This window comes from Rhizobium leguminosarum bv. trifolii WSM2297 (assembly GCF_000271845.1).
Genome location: NZ_JH719393.1, coordinates 548,119 through 570,031 on the forward strand (window position 1 = coordinate 548,119; position 21,913 = coordinate 570,031).

General features: G+C 58.9%; 18 protein-coding genes. 10 read left to right on the forward strand and 8 right to left on the reverse strand.

The window, feature by feature from the left end; genetic code table 11:
• The first annotated feature begins 35 nt into the window (after nucleotides 1-35).
• The 6 genes from RLEG4DRAFT_RS06375 to RLEG4DRAFT_RS06400 are packed head-to-tail and all read left to right on the forward strand — an operon-like array spanning nucleotide 36 to nucleotide 4,894.
• Complete coding sequence (locus RLEG4DRAFT_RS06375; RefSeq protein ID WP_003576193.1) at nucleotides 36-1,091, forward strand: ion channel; 1,056 nt, start codon at nucleotides 36-38, stop codon at nucleotides 1,089-1,091.
• Nucleotides 1,088-1,747, forward strand: coding sequence for a YjfK family protein (locus RLEG4DRAFT_RS06380; protein ID WP_003576195.1), 660 nt, complete (start codon nucleotides 1,088-1,090; stop codon nucleotides 1,745-1,747). The genes RLEG4DRAFT_RS06375 and RLEG4DRAFT_RS06380 overlap by 4 nt, the downstream gene beginning before the upstream one ends.
• A gap of 33 nt (nucleotides 1,748-1,780) precedes the next feature.
• On the forward strand, nucleotides 1,781-2,182 hold the full coding sequence (locus RLEG4DRAFT_RS06385) for a DUF350 domain-containing protein (protein ID WP_003576197.1): 402 nt from the start codon (nucleotides 1,781-1,783) through the stop codon (nucleotides 2,180-2,182).
• A gap of 13 nt (nucleotides 2,183-2,195) precedes the next feature.
• Entirely contained in the window at nucleotides 2,196-2,798 is a 603-nt protein-coding gene (locus tag RLEG4DRAFT_RS06390) for a DUF1190 domain-containing protein (protein WP_003576199.1), read from the forward strand.
• A gap of 1 nt (nucleotide 2,799) precedes the next feature.
• Complete coding sequence (locus RLEG4DRAFT_RS06395) at nucleotides 2,800-3,957, forward strand: glutathionylspermidine synthase family protein (RefSeq protein WP_003576200.1); 1,158 nt, start codon at nucleotides 2,800-2,802, stop codon at nucleotides 3,955-3,957.
• A 55-nt stretch (nucleotides 3,958-4,012) separates the two neighbouring features.
• A complete protein-coding gene (locus RLEG4DRAFT_RS06400; RefSeq protein ID WP_003576202.1) occupies nucleotides 4,013-4,894 on the forward strand; it encodes an alpha/beta hydrolase in 882 nt (293 codons plus the stop codon).
• A gap of 53 nt (nucleotides 4,895-4,947) precedes the next feature.
• Here the strand turns inward: RLEG4DRAFT_RS06400 and RLEG4DRAFT_RS06405 are convergent, their stop codons facing one another.
• Nucleotides 4,948-6,060 (reverse strand): LacI family DNA-binding transcriptional regulator, encoded by a 1,113-nt coding sequence (locus tag RLEG4DRAFT_RS06405; protein ID WP_037093307.1) that lies wholly within the window; start codon nucleotides 6,058-6,060, stop codon nucleotides 4,948-4,950.
• Nucleotides 6,061-6,383: 323 nt separating this feature from the next.
• Here RLEG4DRAFT_RS06405 and RLEG4DRAFT_RS06410 point away from each other — a divergent pair, with 323 nt between their 5' ends.
• The 3 genes from RLEG4DRAFT_RS06410 to RLEG4DRAFT_RS06420 all read left to right on the forward strand — a co-directional run bounded on the left by RLEG4DRAFT_RS06410 (nucleotide 6,384) and on the right by RLEG4DRAFT_RS06420 (nucleotide 10,035).
• Nucleotides 6,384-7,346 (forward strand): sugar-binding protein, encoded by a 963-nt coding sequence (locus RLEG4DRAFT_RS06410; protein ID WP_003576206.1) that lies wholly within the window; start codon nucleotides 6,384-6,386, stop codon nucleotides 7,344-7,346.
• 83 nt (nucleotides 7,347-7,429) lie between these two features.
• The gene (locus RLEG4DRAFT_RS06415) at nucleotides 7,430-8,971 is read left to right on the forward strand and encodes a sugar ABC transporter ATP-binding protein (protein ID WP_003576208.1); all 1,542 of its coding nucleotides are present in this window, start codon (nucleotides 7,430-7,432) and stop codon (nucleotides 8,969-8,971) included.
• 41 nt (nucleotides 8,972-9,012) lie between these two features.
• Nucleotides 9,013-10,035, forward strand: coding sequence for an ABC transporter permease (locus RLEG4DRAFT_RS06420; RefSeq protein WP_003576210.1), 1,023 nt, complete (start codon nucleotides 9,013-9,015; stop codon nucleotides 10,033-10,035).
• A 163-nt stretch (nucleotides 10,036-10,198) separates the two neighbouring features.
• Here RLEG4DRAFT_RS06420 and acs read toward each other — a convergent pair whose 3' ends face one another.
• From acs to RLEG4DRAFT_RS06450, 6 genes are all read right to left on the reverse strand, one after another.
• A complete protein-coding gene (gene acs, locus RLEG4DRAFT_RS06425) occupies nucleotides 10,199-12,160 on the reverse strand; it encodes an acetate--CoA ligase (protein ID WP_003576212.1) in 1,962 nt (653 codons plus the stop codon).
• 154 nt (nucleotides 12,161-12,314) lie between these two features.
• Nucleotides 12,315-13,649: an NAD(P)/FAD-dependent oxidoreductase gene (locus RLEG4DRAFT_RS06430; RefSeq protein ID WP_003576214.1), complete on the reverse strand. Its 1,335-nt coding sequence runs from the start codon at nucleotides 13,647-13,649 to the stop codon at nucleotides 12,315-12,317.
• Between the two features lie 178 nt (nucleotides 13,650-13,827).
• Complete coding sequence (locus RLEG4DRAFT_RS06435) at nucleotides 13,828-14,706, reverse strand: ABC transporter permease (RefSeq protein ID WP_003576216.1); 879 nt, start codon at nucleotides 14,704-14,706, stop codon at nucleotides 13,828-13,830.
• A 32-nt stretch (nucleotides 14,707-14,738) separates the two neighbouring features.
• Nucleotides 14,739-15,689, reverse strand: a complete 951-nt coding sequence (locus tag RLEG4DRAFT_RS06440; protein WP_003576218.1) for an ABC transporter permease — start codon at nucleotides 15,687-15,689, stop codon at nucleotides 14,739-14,741.
• 70 nt (nucleotides 15,690-15,759) lie between these two features.
• Nucleotides 15,760-17,430: a peptide ABC transporter substrate-binding protein gene (locus tag RLEG4DRAFT_RS06445; RefSeq protein ID WP_003576220.1), complete on the reverse strand. Its 1,671-nt coding sequence runs from the start codon at nucleotides 17,428-17,430 to the stop codon at nucleotides 15,760-15,762.
• A gap of 56 nt (nucleotides 17,431-17,486) precedes the next feature.
• A complete protein-coding gene (locus RLEG4DRAFT_RS06450) occupies nucleotides 17,487-19,130 on the reverse strand; it encodes an ABC transporter ATP-binding protein (RefSeq protein WP_003576221.1) in 1,644 nt (547 codons plus the stop codon).
• A 219-nt stretch (nucleotides 19,131-19,349) separates the two neighbouring features.
• Between RLEG4DRAFT_RS06450 and RLEG4DRAFT_RS06455 the strand changes: the two genes are divergently transcribed.
• A complete protein-coding gene (locus RLEG4DRAFT_RS06455) occupies nucleotides 19,350-20,018 on the forward strand; it encodes a FadR/GntR family transcriptional regulator (RefSeq protein ID WP_003576223.1) in 669 nt (222 codons plus the stop codon).
• Between the two features lie 193 nt (nucleotides 20,019-20,211).
• On the opposite strand, the gene RLEG4DRAFT_RS06460 is transcribed toward RLEG4DRAFT_RS06455, so the two are convergent.
• Complete coding sequence (locus RLEG4DRAFT_RS06460; protein WP_003576226.1) at nucleotides 20,212-21,615, reverse strand: ATP-binding protein; 1,404 nt, start codon at nucleotides 21,613-21,615, stop codon at nucleotides 20,212-20,214.
• Nucleotides 21,616-21,913: the final 298 nt, after the last annotated feature.

Genomic DNA, 21,913 nt, shown 5'->3' on the forward strand with positions numbered 1-21,913 from the left:
CGCTAGGGTAGGCACTGGGAACGGGGGCGAATCGCGTGCCATTTATCGCTTCATTACTGCGGCGCGTATATCTCTCGCTCAGCGAATTGGCCTGGTCCGCCCTTTTTATTCTTCTCGTGATCCATCTGGCCGCCTCTTACCTGCTCTTTATGCTGGCCGGCGAAGGCGATCTCGTCGGCAACCCGATCGATTTTCTTTACTACTATATGGTGACAGCAACGACTGTCGGCTATGGCGATCTTTCCCCAAAATCGGGACCTGGGCGGATCATTGCCGTCCTCGTCGTTCTTCCCGGCGGTATTGCCATCTTCACCGCTGTTCTTGGCAAATTGTTGACAACGATCGGCACGATCTGGAGGAACCGCATGCGCGGATTGGGTGACTACAGTGAACGCACCGGCCATGTCATCGTCCTGGGCTGGCAAGAGGGACAGACGCACCAGACGCTGCGGCTGCTGCATGCCGAACGAGAGGCTCACGAACCGATGAGCGTTCTCGTTGCCAAGGATCTGGCGGAAAATCCCGCCAGCGATTACGCCGACTATATCAGAACCGAGCGGCTTTCCGATGCCGACGCTCTGGTGAGGGCCGGAGTGGCACAGGCGCGCGCAATCATCGCGCGCGGCGCAAATGACGACGAGACGCTGGCCGCAGTGCTGATTGCCGAGGGCAATGCGCCCAACGCCCATATCGTGGCTTATTTCGCCGACGACCGCACAGCTCAGATGGTCAAGCAACTCCGGCCGCGCGTCGAGGCGGTGGGCTCACTCGCCGAGGAGCTGCTGTCGCGTGCAGCCCGGGATCCGGGCTCTTCGGAGGTCGCCGCACGGCTGCTGTCGGCCGCCTCGACCGACACGGCCTTTTCGCTGCCGGTCCCGTCTTTGCAACGGCCTCTGCTCTATGGAGACGTGTTTTTGAGCCTCAAGCGTGAGCACAATGTCACGCTGGTGGGCTTACTGAGCCAGGGCATCACCGACCTGAATTGCCGGGACGAGGTGCTGATGCGGGGCGGCGAAACCCTTTACTACATAAGCGGAATGCGGCTAGATCCCGCTGCCATCGCTTGGGCTCGAATGGGAGACGCATCATGATCGGCTGGTTCGGCAGAGACAAGAACGAAAGCCCTTTACCCAGAGAACTTGGTCCCTTGAGCGCCGCCATCGGCGGGGCCCTGGAGATCGATTTCCTCTCCCTCGAAGCCGAGGCCTTGGGCGGCGAGCCGGCCATGCCGCTGCCGCTGAGCGGCCCCTTCATCATTGCCGGCTACGGTCAGGTTTCGCTCGATGCCGCGACGGTTCTGTCGCGTTACTACGATGAAGACCACCGGATGATTCAGGTGATGTCGACGTCGGGCCAGCCGGGTGATGCCGTCGACGACATCAGCTTTTATCAGCCTTGGGACAGCGTCGTGCCTGCCGGGCAAAGCGAATGGAACCGTTGGACCGGCCCGGACGGCCTGATCGGCCAGCCATCCTACGATGCCGACGGTATCCTCTATAGCCGCTTCTGGGGTGAAGGCCCGGAGCGCGCCCAACTGGTGGAGTTTGTCGAAAAGGTCGACGATGGTGAAGAGCAGCGCTCCATTCACCAGACCTGCATGTTGTATTATCGCCCGCTTGGTTCGACGCGTGAAATGCTTCTGATCAATGTCGAGCGCGACCTCGATCTCGGACAGAGGCAGGCGGGTAGCTCGGTGGAATTTCTGATCGGCTATGGGCTTGCGCCAGCCGATGTTCGTCGCGTCTGACACCCTATCAATTTTTGACGGAGGAGTTTTTCAATGCTCGATTACGTGGCGGGTCTGCCTGCCTTCCTTGGTTATTTCGCCGTCGGTCTTGGCGCCTTTACCGTTTTTTCGGTGATTTACACATGGCTCACGCCGCAAGCCGAGGTCCAGCTCATTCGCGCCGGCAATCTTTCCGCCGTTACCGCATTCCTCGGAGCGCTTGTCGGTTTCAGCCTGCCTCTGGCTTCGGCCGCAGCCAATTCGGTCAGCATCATCGATTACATCATATGGGCGGTGATTGGCATCCTGGCGCAGATCCTTGCTTACTACATCGCGAATTTCACCATGACGGACCTGCATGAGAAGATCACTGCCGACAATATCGCCGCAGGCATATGGGGCGGCGGCATCGCACTGGTCATCGGTATTCTCAATGCCGCCTGCATGACTTATTGAGGGGAGGGGAACGATGCGCAGACGTAAGAGCGGGCACAGACGTCCTTTCCTGGCCATTGGCACGATCGCTGCCTCGACCCTAGCGCTATCCGGTTGTGGCGACCAGACGCCTTCGGAGGTCATGTTCACCTCCGTCGACCAATGCGTGGCATCCGGCATGGACCGGCAGGTCTGCCAGGCCAGCTATCAGGACGCCATGCGGGCTCATCTCGCCACCGCGCCGCGTTTCAACGGCATGGCCGCCTGCGAGGCCGAATACGGCTCGGGCCATTGCACGGAGCAGCCGGCCAATACAGTCCCCAACAATACCGGTGGAAGCGGCAGCTTCTTCATGCCGTTCCTGGCGGGCTACATGCTGTCCTCGGCACTGAACAACATCGGCGACTACAATGTTTATCGCCAGCGCCAAGTGGACAGTGGCTACTATTACGGTTCGACGCCGATTTATCGCAATCGTTCGGGGCAGACTGTGACAACGACGGTTCGCTCAGGCGGCACGGGCAACGACAGTGTGACTGCGCCCTCGCGCCAGACTGTCAAGCCGGTCAACGTCAATACCCGCACCGTCGCCCGTCAAGGCTTTGGTGGCCGTTCGTCGTTCAGTTTCGGCGGCTGACATGAAACGCATCACCCTTCCGGCCCGTCCCGACTGGCGTGACAAGGCGCGCGCCGTCGGCTTCGGCTTTCACGTCATGTACGGCGAGCCCTACTGGCTCGATGATGCCGCCTATACTTTCACGCTCGATGAGATCGAGACGCAGATCGAAGAACCGAGCCAGGAATTGCACGACATGTGCATGGATATGGTCGGTGATATCGTCAAAAGCGAAGAGGCGCTCGACAGGCTGGCCATTCCGGAAGATCTGCGCGACGTCGTGCAGCGCTCCTGGCAGCGCGGCGACCGGCACCTCTACGGCCGGTTCGATCTTGCCTATGACGGCAATGGCCCCGCCAAATTGCTCGAATACAACGCCGATACCCCGACTTCGGTGTTCGAGACGGCCTATTTCCAATTCAACTGGCTGACCGACCAGGTAGCGTTGGGGGTCTTGCCCGATGACGCGGATCAGTACAATTCCTTGCAGGAAAGCCTGGTCGAGGCGTTCGAGCAATTTCCCAAAGGGCCGATCTTCCACTTCGCTGTGATGACCGACAATGAAGAGGATCGCGGCACGACAGTTTATCTGATGGACTGTGCCGTGCAGGCCGGCCATCGCGTTGAGCTTCTGGACATACGTGAGATCGGCATCGACGCGCAGGGCCGTTACACCGACCTCCAGGATCGGGTGATCGACCGTTGCTTCAAGCTATATCCTTGGGAATTCATGCTGCGCGAGCCGTTCGCCCGCGAGCTTGCGCGCTCCGGCGATGTTTTCATCGAGCCCGCCTGGAAGGCCGTGCTTTCCAACAAGGGGCTCCTGCCTCTGCTCTGGAAGCGCTACCCCAATCACCCCAACCTGCTGCCCAGCTATTTTGTCGACGACCCGGCGGCCTCAGCCTTGAGCGACTATGTGCGCAAACCGCTGCTGTCGCGAGAAGGCGAGAACGTCACGATATTCCGGGATGGCCGGGAATTGATGTCCGCGCCCGGCGATTACGGCGAGGAAGGCTTCGTCGTTCAGGCCTATGCCCCGCTTTTCGAAAGCGACGGCGGCTTCGCCGTGCTCGGCAGCTGGGTTGTCGGCGATCGCGCCTGCGGCCTTGCCGTTCGCGAAGACCGCTCGCGCATAACCGCCAACCTGTCGCGTTTCGTGCCGCACGTCATCGTCGATTAAGAGCGGCACATCAACTCTCACCAATCCTCTTATGCAAACATCAGAAAACGTTCTCATGACTAATCCCGTCAGCGTCTATTCAATGCCCGGAACGTGCTTTTTCGATCTGGCGCCGGCGGCAGGCGGCGAGCCCTATCGCATATTCCTGTCCATTCCGGCGGAGAAACCGCCGGCGGAAGGGTGGCCGCTTCTCGTGATGACCGACGGCAACGCCACTTTTCCCTTCGCGGTTGCCAGCCTGGTGACACAGGCGCCTTATCCCACCGGGACGAATGTCGGTTGGGGGGTGATCGCTGCGATCGGTTACCCCTCCGACGAGCCTTATGATGCGCTCCGCCGATCCTGGGACCTCGGTCCTCCGCCGGTCAAATCCTATCCACCCTTCGTTGAGGGCGGTCCCCCGGTTGTCATCGGAGGGACCGGTAAACTGGTGGATTTCATCGAGAGCGAGCTTATACCGCGGATTGCGGAGATGGTGACCCTGGATCCGCTGCGCCGATCGCTTTTCGGGCATTCCTTCGGTGGCCTCTTTACGCTCTATGCCCTGTTCGAACGTCCGGGTCTGTTTGCCAATTGGATTGCGGCCAGCCCAACCATCTATTGGGAGAACAGCGAAATCCTCAACAATGAGGCGCAACGTCAACTGATACCGGGAAATGCGGCTTTCCTGCATTTGTCCGCCGGAGAATACGAAGGCGACGAGCTGGCGCCCTTTCAGTATCGGAACGACGACGCCGCCATACGCCTGGAGAAGAGGAAGACGGAGCGGACCATCCTCCTGGCGCAGGAGATGGCGGGGCGACTGAACAGCACCGCCGACGGATTGCGTACGGAATTCGAGCTTTATGCCGGCCAGACTCACATGTCCGTTCTTTCGGCGGCTGTGAACCGTGCGGTCAGCATCGCCTTCGCCGTCGGGGGAACGACCGACAGGTGAGGGGACCTTCGCTGATCTACCCTAGCCAGCGCCGCCGGCCTTCGGTCCGGCGCCTATGGCGTGGTATTTAAATCATCGAGCATCTGCCGCGCCTCGGCCCGCGGCGCGGCGACGGAATGACGCTTGACGAGCGAGCATTCGAGCTTGGCAATTGGATAACGCTTGCCGGGCATCGTTTCCGGGTTGAGATGTTCGATCGCCCATTGCCCCATGGCAAGATGTGGAAGGACCGACGTGGTCAGCGGGGGGACGAGATGCCGTGAAATTTCTTCGTCGTCATAACCCACCACCGACATGTCCTGGGGAATGCGGAGCCCTGCATCCTTAAGCGCTTCGTAGCAGCCGATGGCGGTGCGGTCGTTCTGGCAGAAAATCGCGGTCGGCGGCTCTTTCAGGGCAAGCAGTTTCATCGTGGCGGCATAGCCGGCACCGGCCGACCAGTCGCCTTCAATGACCAATTCCGGATCGAAGGGTATGTCGGCGGTCGCCAGCGCGCGGCGATATCCCGTCAGCCGGTCCTGCGCGGCCTGCATCCAGATTTCGCCGGTGATCGTCGCGATGCGATGGTGTCCGTGTGTGATCAGATGCCGGGTAGAGCTTTGCCCTCCCGCGATCTCGCTCGGCACGACGGCCGGAAAAGCATGGTCCGCCGTATAACAATTCAGCAGGACCGTCGGGATGTTGAGCTTGCTGACATAGGAAGGAAGCTCCACCTGGCGGGTATAGATCGTCATATAGATCAGCGCCGATATGCCGCCGCTCGTCAACGCCTTGATGGCTTTCGGTTCCATGACGGGATCACTGAGCGTCTGGGCGACCAAAAGGACATTGCCGGCATTCCACGAGGCTTGCCGCGCGCCCTCGATCGCAACGATCGCTTCAGGGCTGGTGGCGAGTTGATCCACCGCAAAGCCGATCACATTGTCCAGTCCTGAATAAGAGGAGGCCTTCGACGTATAAGTCGTCCCGGTATAGCCGAGCGCGCGCGCTGCCTCCCAGACGCGGTCGCGGGTCTGCTGCGAGATACGGGTGCCGGGCGTGTCGTTGAGAACGAAGGAGACGGCTGCCTGCGAGCAGCCAGCCGCCGCGGCGATATCCATCATCGTCACGCGGGCAGGCTTGTCCACGGCGGGCTCATTGCTCTTTTGGGCCTTGGGTCGTCGCATCCGCGGGAACTGTCTCGCCTGGGTTTGCCGTTTTGGTAATTACTATTAGCATCTATCTGAAAGCGCTGGCAATTGCATCAACTGCTGCAATCCCGCAAGTTACTGGGCCATTGCCAGTACAAAATTGCATTCTGGTTCGTTCACGATGAAATGTTTTGATCTGAATTGATAATACTATTTACTAATTAAAATTCTTCTATACCGTCACGGAGCGATCGGAACCAATGCCACTCGTCGCCTTGCGACGGCCCTGGGAGGGGGCGCATCCGGCCGGCCGTAAGTCGAAAACGGGCCCATGCCTGCGGCCCCTCGGGAGGTGTATTATGAAACAGCTGAAACGCCATGCAGCCCTGTTCTTCGCCGGTTTGATGCTGAGCGCGGCGCCGGCTGCGGTATCGCATGCCGCCGACAAGCCGACACTTGCATTCGTCGTCAACGGAGCGTCCGACTTCTGGAAGGCCGCTGAGGCCGGCGTAAAGAAGGCACAGGCCGAGATGCCGGACTACCAGATGGAGCTGAAATATCCTGAGCAGGCATCGGTCGCCGTTCAGCAACGCCTGATGGAAGACCTGGTCAGTGCCGGCGTCAAGGGCGTCATGGTCTCCGCAGTCGATCCCAAAACCCAGACGGACGGCTTGAACAAGATCGGCTCGCAGACCGCTCTCTTCACCACCGATAGTGACGCGCCGCAGACCAACCGCGTCGCCTATATCGGCTCATCCAATGTCGATGCCGGCATGCAGGCCGCCGAAATCGCCAAGAAGGCGATGCCGGATGGCGGCAAGTGCATCGGCTTCGTCGGTCTGCTCGGCGCCGACAATGCCAAGGAACGCATCCAGGGCATGAAGGACGGACTGAAGGGCACGAAGATCGAGCTGACGGATGTGCGCGGCGACGATATCGACCAGACGCGCGCAAAGAAGAACGTCGAGGATGCGCTGGTGGCCAGCCCCGACGTCACCTGCATGGTCGGCTTCTATTCCTACAATACGCCGCGCATCTATGAAGCGCTGCGCGACGCCGGCAAACTCGGCCAGATCACCGTCGTCGGCTTCGACGACGACCCGATCACGCTCGGCGGCGTCAAGGAAGGCACGATCGCGGCGACCGTCGTGCAGCAGCCGTTCGAGTGGGCATATCAGGGCATGAAGCTGATGGCCGCCTACCTCAAAGGCGACAAATCAGGCGTTCCCAGCAACGGCTTGATCATCATTCCGACGGTGATCATCGGCAAGGATGACGTTGATAAATATGCCGCCAGCCTGAAGGCCATGGCCGGAAAATAACCGTCCTTCGCGGCGGCGGCGCTTGCCGCTGCCGCGAAAGACGCGTTTCATGCCGATACCGCAGCAGCAGCCATGGACAGGCGATGAACCATAGCTCCGATATTCCGTCACCGGACGCGCCTGCAACGCCGTTCCTGTCGCTTTCCGGCGTCGGCAAGACCTATCCGGGCGTGGTTGCGCTCGAGGGCCTGTCGATCGACATCCTGCCGGGGGAGGTCATTGGCCTCGTCGGCGAGAACGGTGCTGGAAAATCGACACTGATGAAGATTCTCGGCGGCGTTATCGCCCCCGACCGAGGCACGATCCTGCTTGACGGTGCGGAGCTTCGTTCTCTCACGGTTGAATCGAGCATCTCATCCGGCATCGCCTTTGTGCATCAGGAGCTCAATCTCTTCGACAATCTCGACGTCGCGGCCAATATCTTCCTCGGCCGCGAACCGCTGAAGGCGGGTCCTTTCAAACTCGTCGACCGCGATCGGTTGCGAGACATGGTCAAGCCGCTCCTGAAGCGCGTAGGGGCCCATTTTTCGGCCGACACGCCGGTGGCGTCGCTTTCCCTTGCCGAGCAGCAAATGGTGGAAATCGCCAAGGCGCTCTCCATCAACGCCAGGCTCGTCATTTTCGACGAACCGACTTCCAGCCTGCCGCTGGCTGAGACCGAACGGCTCCTGAGCATTATTAAGTCGCTGAAAGCGGATGGCATCAGTGTCATTTTCATCTCGCATCGCCTCCACGAGGTTGAGCGTGTCGCAGACCGGGTTGTGGTGCTGCGCGACGGCACACTTGTCGGCACGCTGGCCAGGCACGACATCGGCCACGACCAGATGGTCAAGCTGATGATCGGCCGGGTGCTTGCGGCCCGGACCGCAAAACCGCAGCGCTCGCCCGGCTCGGTTGCGCTGAAGGCAAGCGGCGTGCGCACCGAGGCCTATCCCGGCCGTCCCGTCGATCTGGAAATCCGCTATGGAGAAATCATGGGGCTTGCTGGCCTCGTCGGATCGGGCCGCACCGAGCTTGCAAGGGTATTCTTCGGCATCGACCGAAGCTACGGTGGAAGCATCCTGCAGGATGGGAAGGAAATTTCCGTCCGTTCCGCCCGCGACGCCGTCGCTCGCGGCATTTTCCTGGTGCCGGAGGATCGCAAGCGCAACGGCATTCTTCTCGATTTCCCGATCGCCCAGAACATCACCCTTGCTGATCTTCCCAAGCTTTCCAGCCGATTCATGCTTTCTGCCGAACGGGAGACGGCGGCGGCCGAAAAGCAGCGGGTTCGCCTCGCGATCAAGGCGCCCTCGGTTTCGACGCGAACCGGCACTCTGTCCGGCGGCAACCAGCAGAAGGTGGTGCTTGCCAAATGGCTGTCGATGAGCCCGAGGGTGATGATCTTCGACGAGCCGACGCGCGGCATCGATATCGGCGCTAAGAACGAGATATACGGCCTGATGCGAGCCCTTGCCGATGCCGGGGTCGCGATCTTGATGATCTCAAGCGACATGGAAGAGGTGATCGGCGTCTCCGACCGCATCGCCGTGATGCACGAGGGCCAGATCGCCGGCATTTTGGAAGAGGACGAATTCAGCCAGGAAAGCGTGCTTTTGCTTGCGGTCGGTAAAAGGGTAAAATAGCGGCCGCGGCCAATCTATAAGTATCGGGGAATGGATCTCGAATGGTCAAAAAAGATCTCGGACTGCTGCTTTTGATCGTCGTCGTCGGCATCGTCGTCGCGATCATCAATCCGCGCTTCCTGCTGCCGATCAACCTGGCCAACACCGCCAATCTGATCGGTCTGTTCGGCATCCTGTCGATCGGCCAGGCCTTTGTCATCATTACCGGCGGTATCGAGCTTTCCGTAGGTTCGCTGGTCGCGCTTCTCGGCGTGCTGTTCGTCGATTTCATCGCGGTTCAGGATATGTCATGGATGCTGGCGCTGCCGCTTATTCTCGCGCTTGGCGCGGTCATCGGCGCCGTCCACGGCTGGCTGATCACCCGCCTCAACCTGCAGCCCTTCGTCGTCACCCTCTGCGGCCTTTTGATTTATCGTGGGGCAGCGCGCTTCTACACTGCTGACGGGACGGCGGGCTTTGCCTTTGGTCAAAATTTCCCGGACCTCGAATTCCTGACCGCCGGACGGTTCTACGGCGTTCCGAACACCTTCATTGCGCTCGTCATCATCGCCGTGGTCATGTGGATCATGCTGCATCGCTCCGTCTTCGGGCGTTATCTCTATGCGATCGGCAAGAATGAGGAAGCCGCCCGCTATTCCGGTATCCGTACCGGCCGCATGGTGATGTCGGCCTATGTCATCTGCGGGCTGCTGACGGCGCTTTCGGCGATTTATTTCGCCATGTATACGCGCTCAATCTCGCCGGCGAGCCACGGCCAGTTCTACGAACTCTACGCGATTGCCGCCGCCGTCCTCGGCGGCTTTTCGCTCCGCGGCGGTGAGGGCTCGATCGTCGGCGTCGTGCTCGGCACGGTTCTGCTCCAGGAGCTGCAGAATCTCGTCAACCTGCTTGGTATCCCGTCGTCGCTGAATTTCGCCGTCATGGGCGGCGTGATCTTGATCGGCGTCCTGATCGACCAGCAATGGCACGCCATCCGCGCAAAACGCCGCGTCGTCGCTGCCGCCCGGCATACCGAAACCCGTCATTCCGAAGGTAGTTTGCCGGTGGCCGCCAATCAGGATTAGATCGTCACTCCCTGGCGCCAGTCAGACGGGGAGAGTAAAGTGCGGCGTTGAGTAAGTGCAATAATACAATTGTAAGTTGCAAATGTGGCATAATCAACATTATGGAACATTAAAAGCGATGTAGTGGATCCAACCGACGGAGAGCGTTCCACTTCCATCGCCACTACGCGCAGCCACCTGTCGAATTCTGCCGGTTGGCGATCAGATCGTCGACGACGGCCGGATCGGCGAGCGTCGAGGTATCGCCGAGAGCGCCGAAATCGTCTTCGGCGATCTTGCGGAGAATACGGCGCATGATCTTGCCGGAGCGGGTCTTCGGCAGGCCGGGCGCGAACTGGATCTTGTCGGGTGCGGCGATTGGGCCGATTTCGGCACGCACGTGTTTCACCAGTTCCTGGCGAAGCGTATCCGTTCCTTCGTGACCGGCCATCAGCGTCACATAGCAATAAATGCCTTGGCCCTTGATCGGATGCGGATAACCAACAACCGCGGCTTCCGAAACCAGGTGGTGTGAGACAAGTGCCGATTCGACCTCTGCGGTGCCCAGCCGATGGCCAGAGACGTTCAACACATCGTCGACACGCCCGGTGATCCAGTAATAGCCATCCGCATCGCGCCGGCAGCCGTCGCCGGTGAAATATTTCCCCTTGTAGGTGGAGAAATAGGTCTGGATGAAGCGATCGTGGTCGCCATAGACCGTGCGCATCTGGCCGGGCCAGCTGTCGGTGATGCAGAGATTGCCGTCGGCCGCCCCTTCCAGCACCTTGCCCTCATTATCGACCAGCTCAGGTTTGATGCCGAAGAACGGCACCGTCGCCGAGCCGGGTTTCAGATCGATGGCGCCGGGCAGCGGCGTGATCATGTGGCCGCCGGTTTCCGTCTGCCACCAGGTATCGATGACCGGGCAGCGCTTGTCGCCGACGACATTGTAATACCATTCCCAGGCTTCCGGGTTGATCGGCTCGCCGACGGTACCGAGCAGGCGCAGCGAGGAGCGCGAGGAGCGGGTGACGAAGTCGTCGCCGGCACCCATCAGCGAGCGGATCGCCGTCGGCGCGGTATAGAAGATATTGACCTTGTGCTTGTCGATAACTTCCCAGAAACGGCCCTGGTCGGGGAAATTCGGCACGCCCTCGAACATCAGCGTCGTCGCGCAGTTGGCGAGCGGCCCATAGACGATATAGGAGTGGCCGGTGACCCAGCCGACATCGGCGGTGCACCAGTAGACGTCGCCGTCATGATAGTCGAAGACATATTCATGCGTCATCGCCGCATAGACGAGATAACCGCCGGTTGTGTGCAGCACGCCCTTCGGCTTGCCGGTCGAGCCTGAGGTATAGAGAATGAACAGCGGATCTTCCGCCTTCATCTTCACCGGCGGGCATTCCGCCTTCACCGTGGCAAGTTCCTGGTGATACCAGAGGTCGCGGCCCGGGGCCCAGCCGGTCTTGCCGCCGGTGCGGCGCACCACCAGCACCTTGCTGACATGAACATGCTGGCGGGCGGCGATATGGATCGCCGTATCGGTATTATCCTTCAGCGGCACCGGCTTGCCGCCGCGCAGACCTTCGTCACAGGTGATGACGAAGGTGGATTCGCAGTCGACGATGCGTCCGGCCAGGGCCTCGGGCGAGAAACCGCCGAACACCACCGAATGCACCGCACCGATGCGGGCGCAGGCAAGCATCGCGTAAGCCGCTTCCGGGATCATCGGCATGTAGATGGTGACGCGATCGCCCTTCTTGACGCCGTGTTTCTTCAGCACATTCGCCGTCCGGCAGACATGCTCATAGAGCTCGTTATAGGTGACCTTCTTGTCGATATAGGGATTGTCGCCTTCCCAGATGATCGCCACCTGGTCGCCATTCGTCTTCAGATGGCGGTCGATGCAATTGTAGGAGACGTTGGTCTGGCCGTCTTCGAACCACTTGATCGAAACCTTGCCGGTAAAGGACGTATTCTTGACCTTGCTATAGGGCTTGAACCAGTCGATCCGCTTGCCGTGTTTGCCCCAGAACTTGTCCGGGTTCTCGACGCTTTCCTCGTACCATTTCAGGTACTTTTCCGGGTCTATAAATGCTCGTTCCCGGATGAGGCGTGGCACGGTGTAGCGCTCGAGGACCACTGTTAAGCTCCCTATGATTAGCTCCTGAAACTGATCCCGCTCGACGAGAATCTTGAAGCCGGTTCTGTCTGATTGATATCCCGACCCATTGCCGATCTGATGCCCGTTTGTGCACACCGACAGCAGCACCTTGGACTGCAACCAACGTCGATCGCTACATCATTTCCGGTCGTCTGATTGCAGACCCGTCGCTGAACCGGCTCAGCCTGTAGGGTGAGATGTCCGTGATCGGGGTCTCGTTCATCACGATCTCGCTGACCAACCGGCCTGCCCCCGGTCCGATGGCAAAGCCGTGTCCGCTGAACCCCGCCGCTATCACGTAACCAGGCAGTTGTTCTACTTTTGAAATAACGGGGACGAGATCTGGCGAAGTATCGATGAGCCCTCCCCATGCGCGCTCGACGCCAATTCCCTTGAGCGCTGGGTATTCGCTTTCAAGGTTCTTCAATGCGAGCTTCACGAGTTCCCCGTCGGGCGCAGGATCCAGAATGCGGTTCTTTTCAAACGGCGAGATTTCATCGTTCTCCCAGCTACTGGAAGCATCGGGCCCATTCCAGAAGCTGCCGTTCAGGCGGTACTTCAGCTTCTTGCCGATCTTGCTGCGGTACATCTGGTAGAATTTGAACGCGTATCGCATTCCCCGCGGAGTGATGTCGAGCGTACCACGTCCCGGCACGGCAATCGTGTAGGCGCCGTCTGTCCGACGCCGCAACACGAAGTTTGACGCCGAGAGGCATCCTGCTTGAATGATTTCGGGCGCGGGAGTTGTCTTAATTGCGGTTCCGGCGATGTTCGCGACGGGCAGCTCTACCCCATATCGATGAGAAAAGCGGGAAGCCCATGCTCCGCCGGCGCAAACAACGGTGCTGGCTTTCACGAGCCCTCGCTCGGTCCACACGCCCGTGACCCGGCCGTTGGCAATATCAAGACCCCGAACGGCGCAGTTTTGATGGAGTGATACGCCGTTTTCCTTCGCGGCCTCAGCGATGGCAGGTACGGCAAGGCTGGGCTCTGCTCGCCCATCGGTCGGAGACCAAACTCCGCCGACCCAGGAGGACGTGCCGCCAGAAGCTCGTTCATTGGCCTCGGAAGCACTGAGGATCTGGCTGTGAAAGCCTTGAGCGCGTGCAGCCTGGCCCCACGTTTCCCAACGGGCAACATCCGCTTCGTTCTTGGTGCAATAAAGGATCCCACTTCGACGAAAACCAAGATCCCGGCCTATTTCCGCGCCCAATTCCTCCCAGCGCCGAAGACTGTACATGGCGAGCGCAAGTTCATAGAGATCGCGGTTCTGCTGGCGGACCCATCCCCAGTTGCGGCTCGATTGCTCGCCACCGACGATACCTTTTTCGAGCAGAGCAACGGATACCCCTTTACGGGCGAGCTCATAGGCCGTGCAGGTACCAACGATCCCCGCCCCGATGACGACGACGTCGACCTCGGTTGGAAACGCGGAACTATCACTTACTTTCTGAATCTGGACCGGCATAGTCGCTATTCCTCTGGCATCGTGCTCCAGTCATCTCCGACAGGAACGATAAAGCTCAATTATTGGTGGGCGCGAGCGCAACGCTTCCGACCCTTGGCGCGGCGATGAGGTCGACTCTGTTCCGCCAGCCTTCCGCGAACGTCATCGCCTTTTGGCGCCGCCCGAGATGATGGTTCTCTTAGCTGTGGTCGCCGCGAACATCGAACGCATCGCGTAGTCCGTCGCCGATGAAGTTGAAGCTGGTTACGGCGATCGTTATGGCGGCGCCGGGAATGATCGCGAGCCACGGTGCCGTCCCAAGATATTGCTGTGCGCCGTTCAGCATATTGCCCCAACTGGGCAACGGCGGCTGAATTCCATAGCCGAGGAAGCTGATATAAGCTTCCATCAGGATCGCCCGGGCGACAGTCAGGGTGGCAGCGACGATGATCGGACCTATGGCATTGGGAAGGATCTCGCGGAACATGATATGCGTTGCGCTCAGTCCCAGCATGCGGCCTGCCAGTACGAATTCACGCTCGCGCAGGGAGCGGACCTCGGCCTCGACGATGCGGGCAACTTCCATCCAACTGGTAGCAGCGATGACGACCGTAATCATGATCGGGCTTGGCTTCAGCGCAGCGGCAAGAGCAAGCACGAGGAAGATGGACGGGAAGGAAAGGAAACCATCCACGGCACGCATCAGCACCGTGCCGATCAGGCCACCCCTATATCCCGCCACCACACCGACAACGGTTCCGATCAACGTCGACAACAGCATCGCCGAGAAGCCGACCAGGAGCGAAATGCGGCCCGCCATGAACAACCGGGCAGCCAGGTCTCGCCCCAGCGGGTCGGTGCCCAGATAGTGCTGGCCGGTAAACGGCGGAGCGAAGCGGGCGCGCAGATCGATATAAAGCGAATCGTACCGCAACAGGTGGGGTCCCAACACACATGCCAGCGTCAGGATGACGATCATCACCATGCCGATGAGGGCCAGATGGTGCTTTACGAAACGGCGCGCGGTTCGGCTGTTCCACCAGCGTTCCCGGGGTGAATTTGCGGTAATGGCAGTCATGATGGCTGACTCCTGATGAGCGTTCATGGCGCTTAACTCAGACGAATACGTGGATCGATGATGGCGACAACGATGTCGGCGGCCAGGTTGCTCACCACGACAAGGATCGCTGAGAACATGAGCAATCCCATCACCACCGGGTAGTCGCTGTAGCCCAGGCTGTCGAGGAACAGGCGCCCCATCCCCGGCCAGGTGAACACCGTCTCGGTGACCAAAGCACCCGTCAGGACGCTGGGAAGCTGCATCCCAAGGAGTGTGATCATCGGCAGAAGCGCATTGCCGATGACATGTTTGAACAGGATCCGGCGTTCACTCAGTCCTTTGGCGCGCGCTGTCTTGACGAACTCTTGATTGATAACGTCGAGAGTAGCCGTTCGCATGTAGCGGCTCCAGATGGCCACATGCACCAGGGCGAGCACGACGCTGGGCAGAATAAGATGGTGGAGATAGTTCAGAAAGGACTCGTCGCCGATCGTGTACATGTTGCCGGCTGGGAGCCAGCCAAGTCTGAGCGAGAAGACGTAGATGCCGATCAGGCCGAACCAGAAAGTCGGGATCGAAAGGGCCACCATCGCACCAACCGTCGCCATATAGTCGAAGATCGAATAACGCTTTATGGCGCCGCGAACACCGATCCACGTTCCGATGGCGATCGCGATAACCGTGGACGATCCCATCAGCAACAGAGTTGCGATAAGGTGCCGTCCAATCACCTCGAGAACTGGCGCCCCGTCGCGGAAGGAGTGGCCCCAGTCTCCTTTCAAAAGGCGCCAGGCCCAATCCAGATACTGCATCCACAATGGACGGTTCAGGCCCAACTGTTCCGCCAATCGGTTCAAGTCATCCTGCGTCATGCTCGCATCGAGCCCAAATTGTGCCAGAGGGCCGCCGGGAATCAGGTTGAGCACCACGAAGCCAATGACGGAAACGATCAGGAGCAGTACTAGGCTCTGAGCGAACCGGTTTAGTAGGAAGCTACGCATTCAGCTCTCCCTGTGATAGCGTCAATAGAGAGGCCGCCGCCACGACGCGCGGCGGCGACGTTAGGTTAACTCAGCTCTTCCAGTGCCAACCGGCAGCATGCCATGATGCCGTGCGCGTGTTTGTGTTCGGTTGCCAACCTTCAAGACCTTCCTTCGTGCCAACCACATAGGTGGCGGCAAACAGCGGAAGGAAGGGAAGGTCCTGACGCACGATTTCCTGAATACGGAAATAGATTTCACGACGTGCTTCCGGATCGAAGGTCTGGGCACCCTTCTTGAGCAGCGCATCCACTTCCGGATTGGAATACTGGCCGACGTTCGATCCCTTTCCACCCTTCGCGGCGATCGCGCTGCTCGCAAGACGGTTGGTGGCGTCGGGGTCCGCGGCGATGAGATGCGTAACGCCCGAGATTGCCGTATCGAACTGTGACTTCAACCAGAATTCGCCGAACATGACTGCGGCCGGCAAATTCGAGATGGTCATCTGGACGCCGATTTCCGCGAATGTCTGCTGCAGGAACTGCTGCACCTGCTCGCGGAGATTATTGCCCGATGTCGTCGAATTGTTGAACGCCAGCTTCACTCCATTCTTCTCACGGATCCCATCCGATCCCGGTACCCAGCCGGCGTCGTCGAGGAGCTTGCGTGCGGCGTCGAGATTGAATTCCTGCGCCGGAAGGTTCGGATTGAAATAATACGACTCCTTCGGCATGAAAGTTTCCGTCGTTGTCACCACGCCGAAATAAAGGGCGTCGATGATCGCCTTTCTGTCCATTGCGGCATAGAGTGCCTGGCGCACCGCAAGTTCCTTGAACTGCGGCCGCTCAAGATTGAGATAGAGCGATTCGACGGAGGCACCGGGCACCAGGCTCACCACACGGGCAGGCAACTTGCTGGCTTCATCGTAGTGGTCTGGTGTGATGTACGCCTGGTCTGTAAGGTCGATGTCGCCGCTCTTGAATTGGGTGTAGAGCACCGTCTGGTCCGGAATGTATTTGAAGATGACTTGTTCGACATAAGGGCCGTCCCCAAAATAATCGGGGTTCGCTGCCAGTTCGAGATGGTCGCCGGCAACACGCTGGGTCCACTTGAAGGCACCGGTGCCAACGGGTGCCTGATTGAAGGCTGCTGCATTCGGATCGGCCTCATTCTCGAAAAGGTGCTTTGGTACTATGAAGGTCTCGGTGAGAAACGAGAGATAAGGAGCGAAGACCTGCTCCATCCGCCAGGTGATTTCAGTTGGCGAAACCACCGTGAGGTCGCGCACCAGCGAATGGCCGCCTGTGCGCCAGGCTCGGAATTTCGGATTGGTGATCAGTTCAAGCGTGAACTTCACGTCCTCAGCCGTAAACGGCTTGCCGTCATGCCAGCGAACATCATCACGCAGGCGAACACGCCAGTTCAGGCCATCTCCCGAGATGCCACCGTTCTTCTGCGTGGGCACTTCTAGCGCAAGATTGGGCTGGAGCACGCCGCCCGGATCTATGCGAAAGAGGGCGTCGAAGAGCGAGAAGTGGACCGCATCGTCCGTTTCGATATGTGCCATGAGCGGATTGAAGACGGTCGGCTCCTGCGAAAGCCCTACCACGACGCGACCGGCAGGTTTCTTGTCCGCTGCCCAGGCAATGTCAGGCTTGCCGATCAGGTTGGGGGCAGCGAAGCATGCAATACCGCCTGCTGCCATCAGGCGCAGTGCGTCGCGCCGAGAATAGTTCGTTTTGGTCGTAGGTTCTTTTGTCATTTTATTCCCTCTCTTTTGCTCATTAGGAAGCTACTGCCAGGAGCTCATTGACCTTTTCATCTGTCTCTCCGTCGTTCTCCCGGAATTGCAGCCACAAGTTCACGCGTGTAGGCCGATTGCGGTTTCAGGAAGATCTGAGACGGCGGGCCGCGCTCGACGACCCGGCCCTTCTGCATCACTGCAATTTCGTCGCAGATCTGACTGGCGACACGAAGGTCATGGGTGATGAAGACCATTGATACGCCCGTCTCGCGCTGGATTTGATCAAGCAGCTTGAGGATCTGGGCCTGGATCGACACGTCAAGCGCGGAGACTGCTTCGTCGGCAATCAGCAACTTGGGCTTGAACATCAGAGCCCGGGCGATGCCGATGCGCTGTCGCTGACCACCCGAGAATTCGTGCGGATAGCGGCCGAAGGCGCCGGCATCGAGACCGACATGGGAAAGCAACGCCCGGGCCTCTTCGCGCGCCTGGGTGTAGGGCATACCATGTGCGACGGGCCCGACGGTCAGTATTTGACCGATAGTGGCGCGCGGATTGAGCGAGGCAAAGGGATCCTGAAAGATCATCTGAATTCGAGGGCGGAGCGGCCGGAACTCGGATTCCGAGAGCTGGACGATGTCCCTGCCCTCAAACAGGATCTGACCGCTGTCGCTGTCCTGAAGTTTGATCAGGAGCCGCCCCAACGACGATTTTCCGGAGCCACTTTCGCCGACAATGCCAAGAGTGCGGCCCGCAGCCAGGGTGAATGAGGCATCCTGCACCGCAGGCACGACACGCTGGCTGCCGAACAGGGCGCTGCCGCTACGGTAGGTCTTGCACAATCCATTGACAGTGAGGATCGTCTCGTCGTTCGTCTGCGCCTTGAGCTTTCTGTCTTCTCCCGTGAGGCGGGGAACGGCCGCGATCAGGCGCTTGGTGTAGGGGTGGCTGGGGGAGTTGAGAACCTGATCGGCGGTGCCCTGCTCGACAATCCGCCCTTTCTCCATAACCACGACGCTGTCGGCAATTTCCGCCACGACACCGAAGTCGTGGGTGATGAACATGACGCTCATGTCCTTGCGCTGCTGAATGTCACGGATAAGCTTCAGGATCTGGGCCTGCGTGGTTACGTCGAGGGCTGTCGTTGGTTCGTCCGCGATCAGAACGGTCGGCTCAAGGGCCAGCGCCATCGCGATCATGACGCGCTGGCGCTGACCACCGGAAAGCCGGAACGGATATTGATGGTACATCAGTTCCGGATCGGGAAGGCCCACTTCGGTTAGCAATTCAAGGGCGCGGTCACGCCGCAAGGCCTTGGTGCCCACTCCATGGGCCACCATGACTTCAGTAACCTGTTCGCCGACCGTCATCAGCGGGTTGAGCGCCGAAAGCGGATCCTGAAAGATCATGGACACGACGCGGCCGCGCAGCTGGCGCAGCTTTTTTGCCGGCGCGCCGACGATGCTCGTTCCATCGAGATTGATCGCACCCGACGAGACCGGAATAATCTTGGGCAAGAGACCCATGATGGTGTTTGCCGTAACCGACTTGCCCGAGCCGGACTCGCCGATAATGCAAAGAATCTGACCACGCTTGAGGTCGAAAGAGACGTTTTCGACGGCATGAGCCCGCTCCATGCCTTTCGGCAGGTCGACTGTCAGGGCACGCACCGAAAGCGGTGCGTCGCCTGCTGTAACAGCCTCAGTCGTAACGGCCATCGCTCCATCTCCCTTGTCTACGCAGCTTCTCGTTTGAAATTTTGTCGCCGATCTATGCACGCTGCCGCATAGTCTCTTCGAGCAGTGCACAGCCTGTCACAAGCTCTAAGCACCATTCGCAACCAATCGGCGTTGGTTCTGCGATTAATATAAGATTGGTCTTGCCATTGGTGTCAATATAGATCAAATTGGTTTCGCAAAATATTTATTGGAGGTCATATGAGCGTGGTGTTGAAAGACTTCATTGAGGCGGAAGGTCTGGAACCAGGCGATCGCCTGCCCCCCGAGCGTGACCTGGCGCTGAAACTCGGGCTGCCGCGTACCGCTCTCAGAAGGATGCTCAGTTCGTTGGAGAAGGAAGGCCGCCTTATCAGGCACGTCGGCAGAGGCACTTTTATCGCCGGTAGCGGCGTGAGCTCGAGTGCCCTTCGCCGGCCGGCAACCTACGAAGGAGATACATTGCGCACCTATCCGGCGGAAGTCTTTGAGGCTCGGCTGATCATAGAACCCAAGATCGCTGCGTTGGCGGCGTTGCGCGCGACCAGGCAGGAAGTCGAAGAAATGCAGAAATCAATCGCTCGAGGCAGCGCGTCGGAATCTATGGGCGAGTTCGAGAAATGGGACGCCGTCTTTCATCGCATCGTCGTCCAGGCAGCGCGTAACGGTCTTCTTGCCTCTCTCTATGAAGGTATTCATGCAGTACGGGCGGGAAACCTTTGGGGGAAGATGAAAGAACAGTCGCTAACCTCTGAGCGCATGACGGCGTATATCGTGAGCCATCAGGCAATTCTCGACGCAATCAAAGATCGTGATAGCAGAGAGGCTGAGCGAAATATGTACGACCACATCATTGAAGCCAGAGCCAACATACTAGGCCCCAGCATCTGAATTTCGCCCGACCAATTGGTATCGAATCGTTTGTCGCATTGTCCACTGCGACGGTTTCGCGGCATTAGGTAGCAAAGACCACCAAAAGCAGCTTAGGCATCTGAATTACTACAGAAATTACCGGCGTTATGGAGCAAGTGCCACATGCGTCAGGCGGCGCGTTAGGAGTGGCAATGCGCCCACTTTGTCGCCTCTACCGACGCGGTTTTACCAGTGTTTCTGGGGTTATCAGATGCAGCCGCTCGTCTTCTTTCGTCAAACTCTCGACATCGCTTGAAAAACCACTTCTACTGAAAAACAGGTAGTGCTTGCCCGTCGCTCCTTCCCCGTAAGTCGTTTTCTCGGATCGCTCACGCAACAATCGGACGTGGCCAAGGTCGATCACGCGCGATCGCCATTTGCATTCGCCATAGAAAAATGCACCATCCAACAATCGCCCCGCGACATCTATGTCGAAATCGGCGTGACCCCAAATCTGGCCAACCTCCTGCGTCGGAACCGCAAGGACCTCCTGCAGATGAAGCCTTGCAAATTGAAGGGCGATCGGTTCGAACGCAATCCCCATATATTCGGAGAACCGAGGCTCCACGACGCGGTCGTAAACCTCCTCGCCAAACCCGCTGCTGATCGCGCTCAGGTTTGGTCGCACGAAACGATGCCAGAACGACATCAGGCTGTCTGCAACGCGATAGCGGCGGTTTCGGCCCTTTTCGTCGGCATCCAGCGATTTCGAATTATCGATCAAATCAAGCGCGAGCAGTTTTGCCAGGTACGGTCCAATACCGTCTGCTTTGACACCCAGTCGGTTTGCGATCTCTGACTTAGTGTTGCAACCGTCAGATACAGCCGCAACCACGCTTGAGTAAAAGGACGGCTCTCTGAGTTCGGTCTGCAGCAGCGTGTTCGGTTCATCGATCAGCGTGCCTGTCTCTTCGAGCAAGAGTTTGATGACGTTGTTGCGGAGCGGTTCCTGAGCGTCGCAAAGCTGAAGATAGTAGGGAATGCCGCCGAAAATAGCATAGGTTCTGATAATGTCGTCGGCCGTGTACTCCGGGAAAAACTTGGCGACATCGACAAGGGGCAAGGCCTTCATGTTGAGCGACAGGGTTTTTCGCCCGTAAAGCGGGTTCCGCTCCGCCAACAGGTCTTCCATTTGAGAAATGGCAGAGCCGCAAAGGATCAGTTTCATCGCCCCATCTGCAAGCGCGCCGGAATCCCAGAATTTCTGCACGATCGATGGCAGTGCTGGCTCGTTATCAAGCAGATAGGGAAATTCGTCGATCGTGACGATCAATCCAGGATGCTCGCCGGCACGCTCGGCAACATAGTGCAGTACCCCCTCCCAGCTTGACAGCGCTTCGAGCTGTGGCTTTGATCCGATTGCCTTTCCGACATCCGATTTGAACTGCTCCAGGTTCAAAAGTGATGAGACGCGGGTCGCCTGAAAGTAGATTTCCGGGCGATTCTTGGCAGCCTCCCGAAGGAACCGCGATTTGCCGATCCGCCGTCGGCCAAATACGATGATGAGGGAAGGTCGTTGGGAATCCAATTCGGTCCGCACCAGCTTGAGTTCACGTTCGCGCCCGAGAAACTGCATATGCTGCCTTCTTGTAAATATAATTACCTTAATCGTGATTACCTTAACTGTGATTACCTTAGTGGCGATCCCTTTGTCAAGTTCTGGGCGCTACGGGCTCTCCAAACCTTCTCCAGATTGTCGATTTTTCCTCAGGCAGCAGGGCAAGCCTATTCCCTTTGAGACCCGGCTGTCGACCTTCGGCAATTAACCATTTAGACCTCCTCTGATCGCCTCTTGCGGAAAGACCGTGTAAGACCTGGGTCAGGTTCAGGATGATACGAATACAGCTCTGATCTTTCCGCGGTCGTTTTTGTCC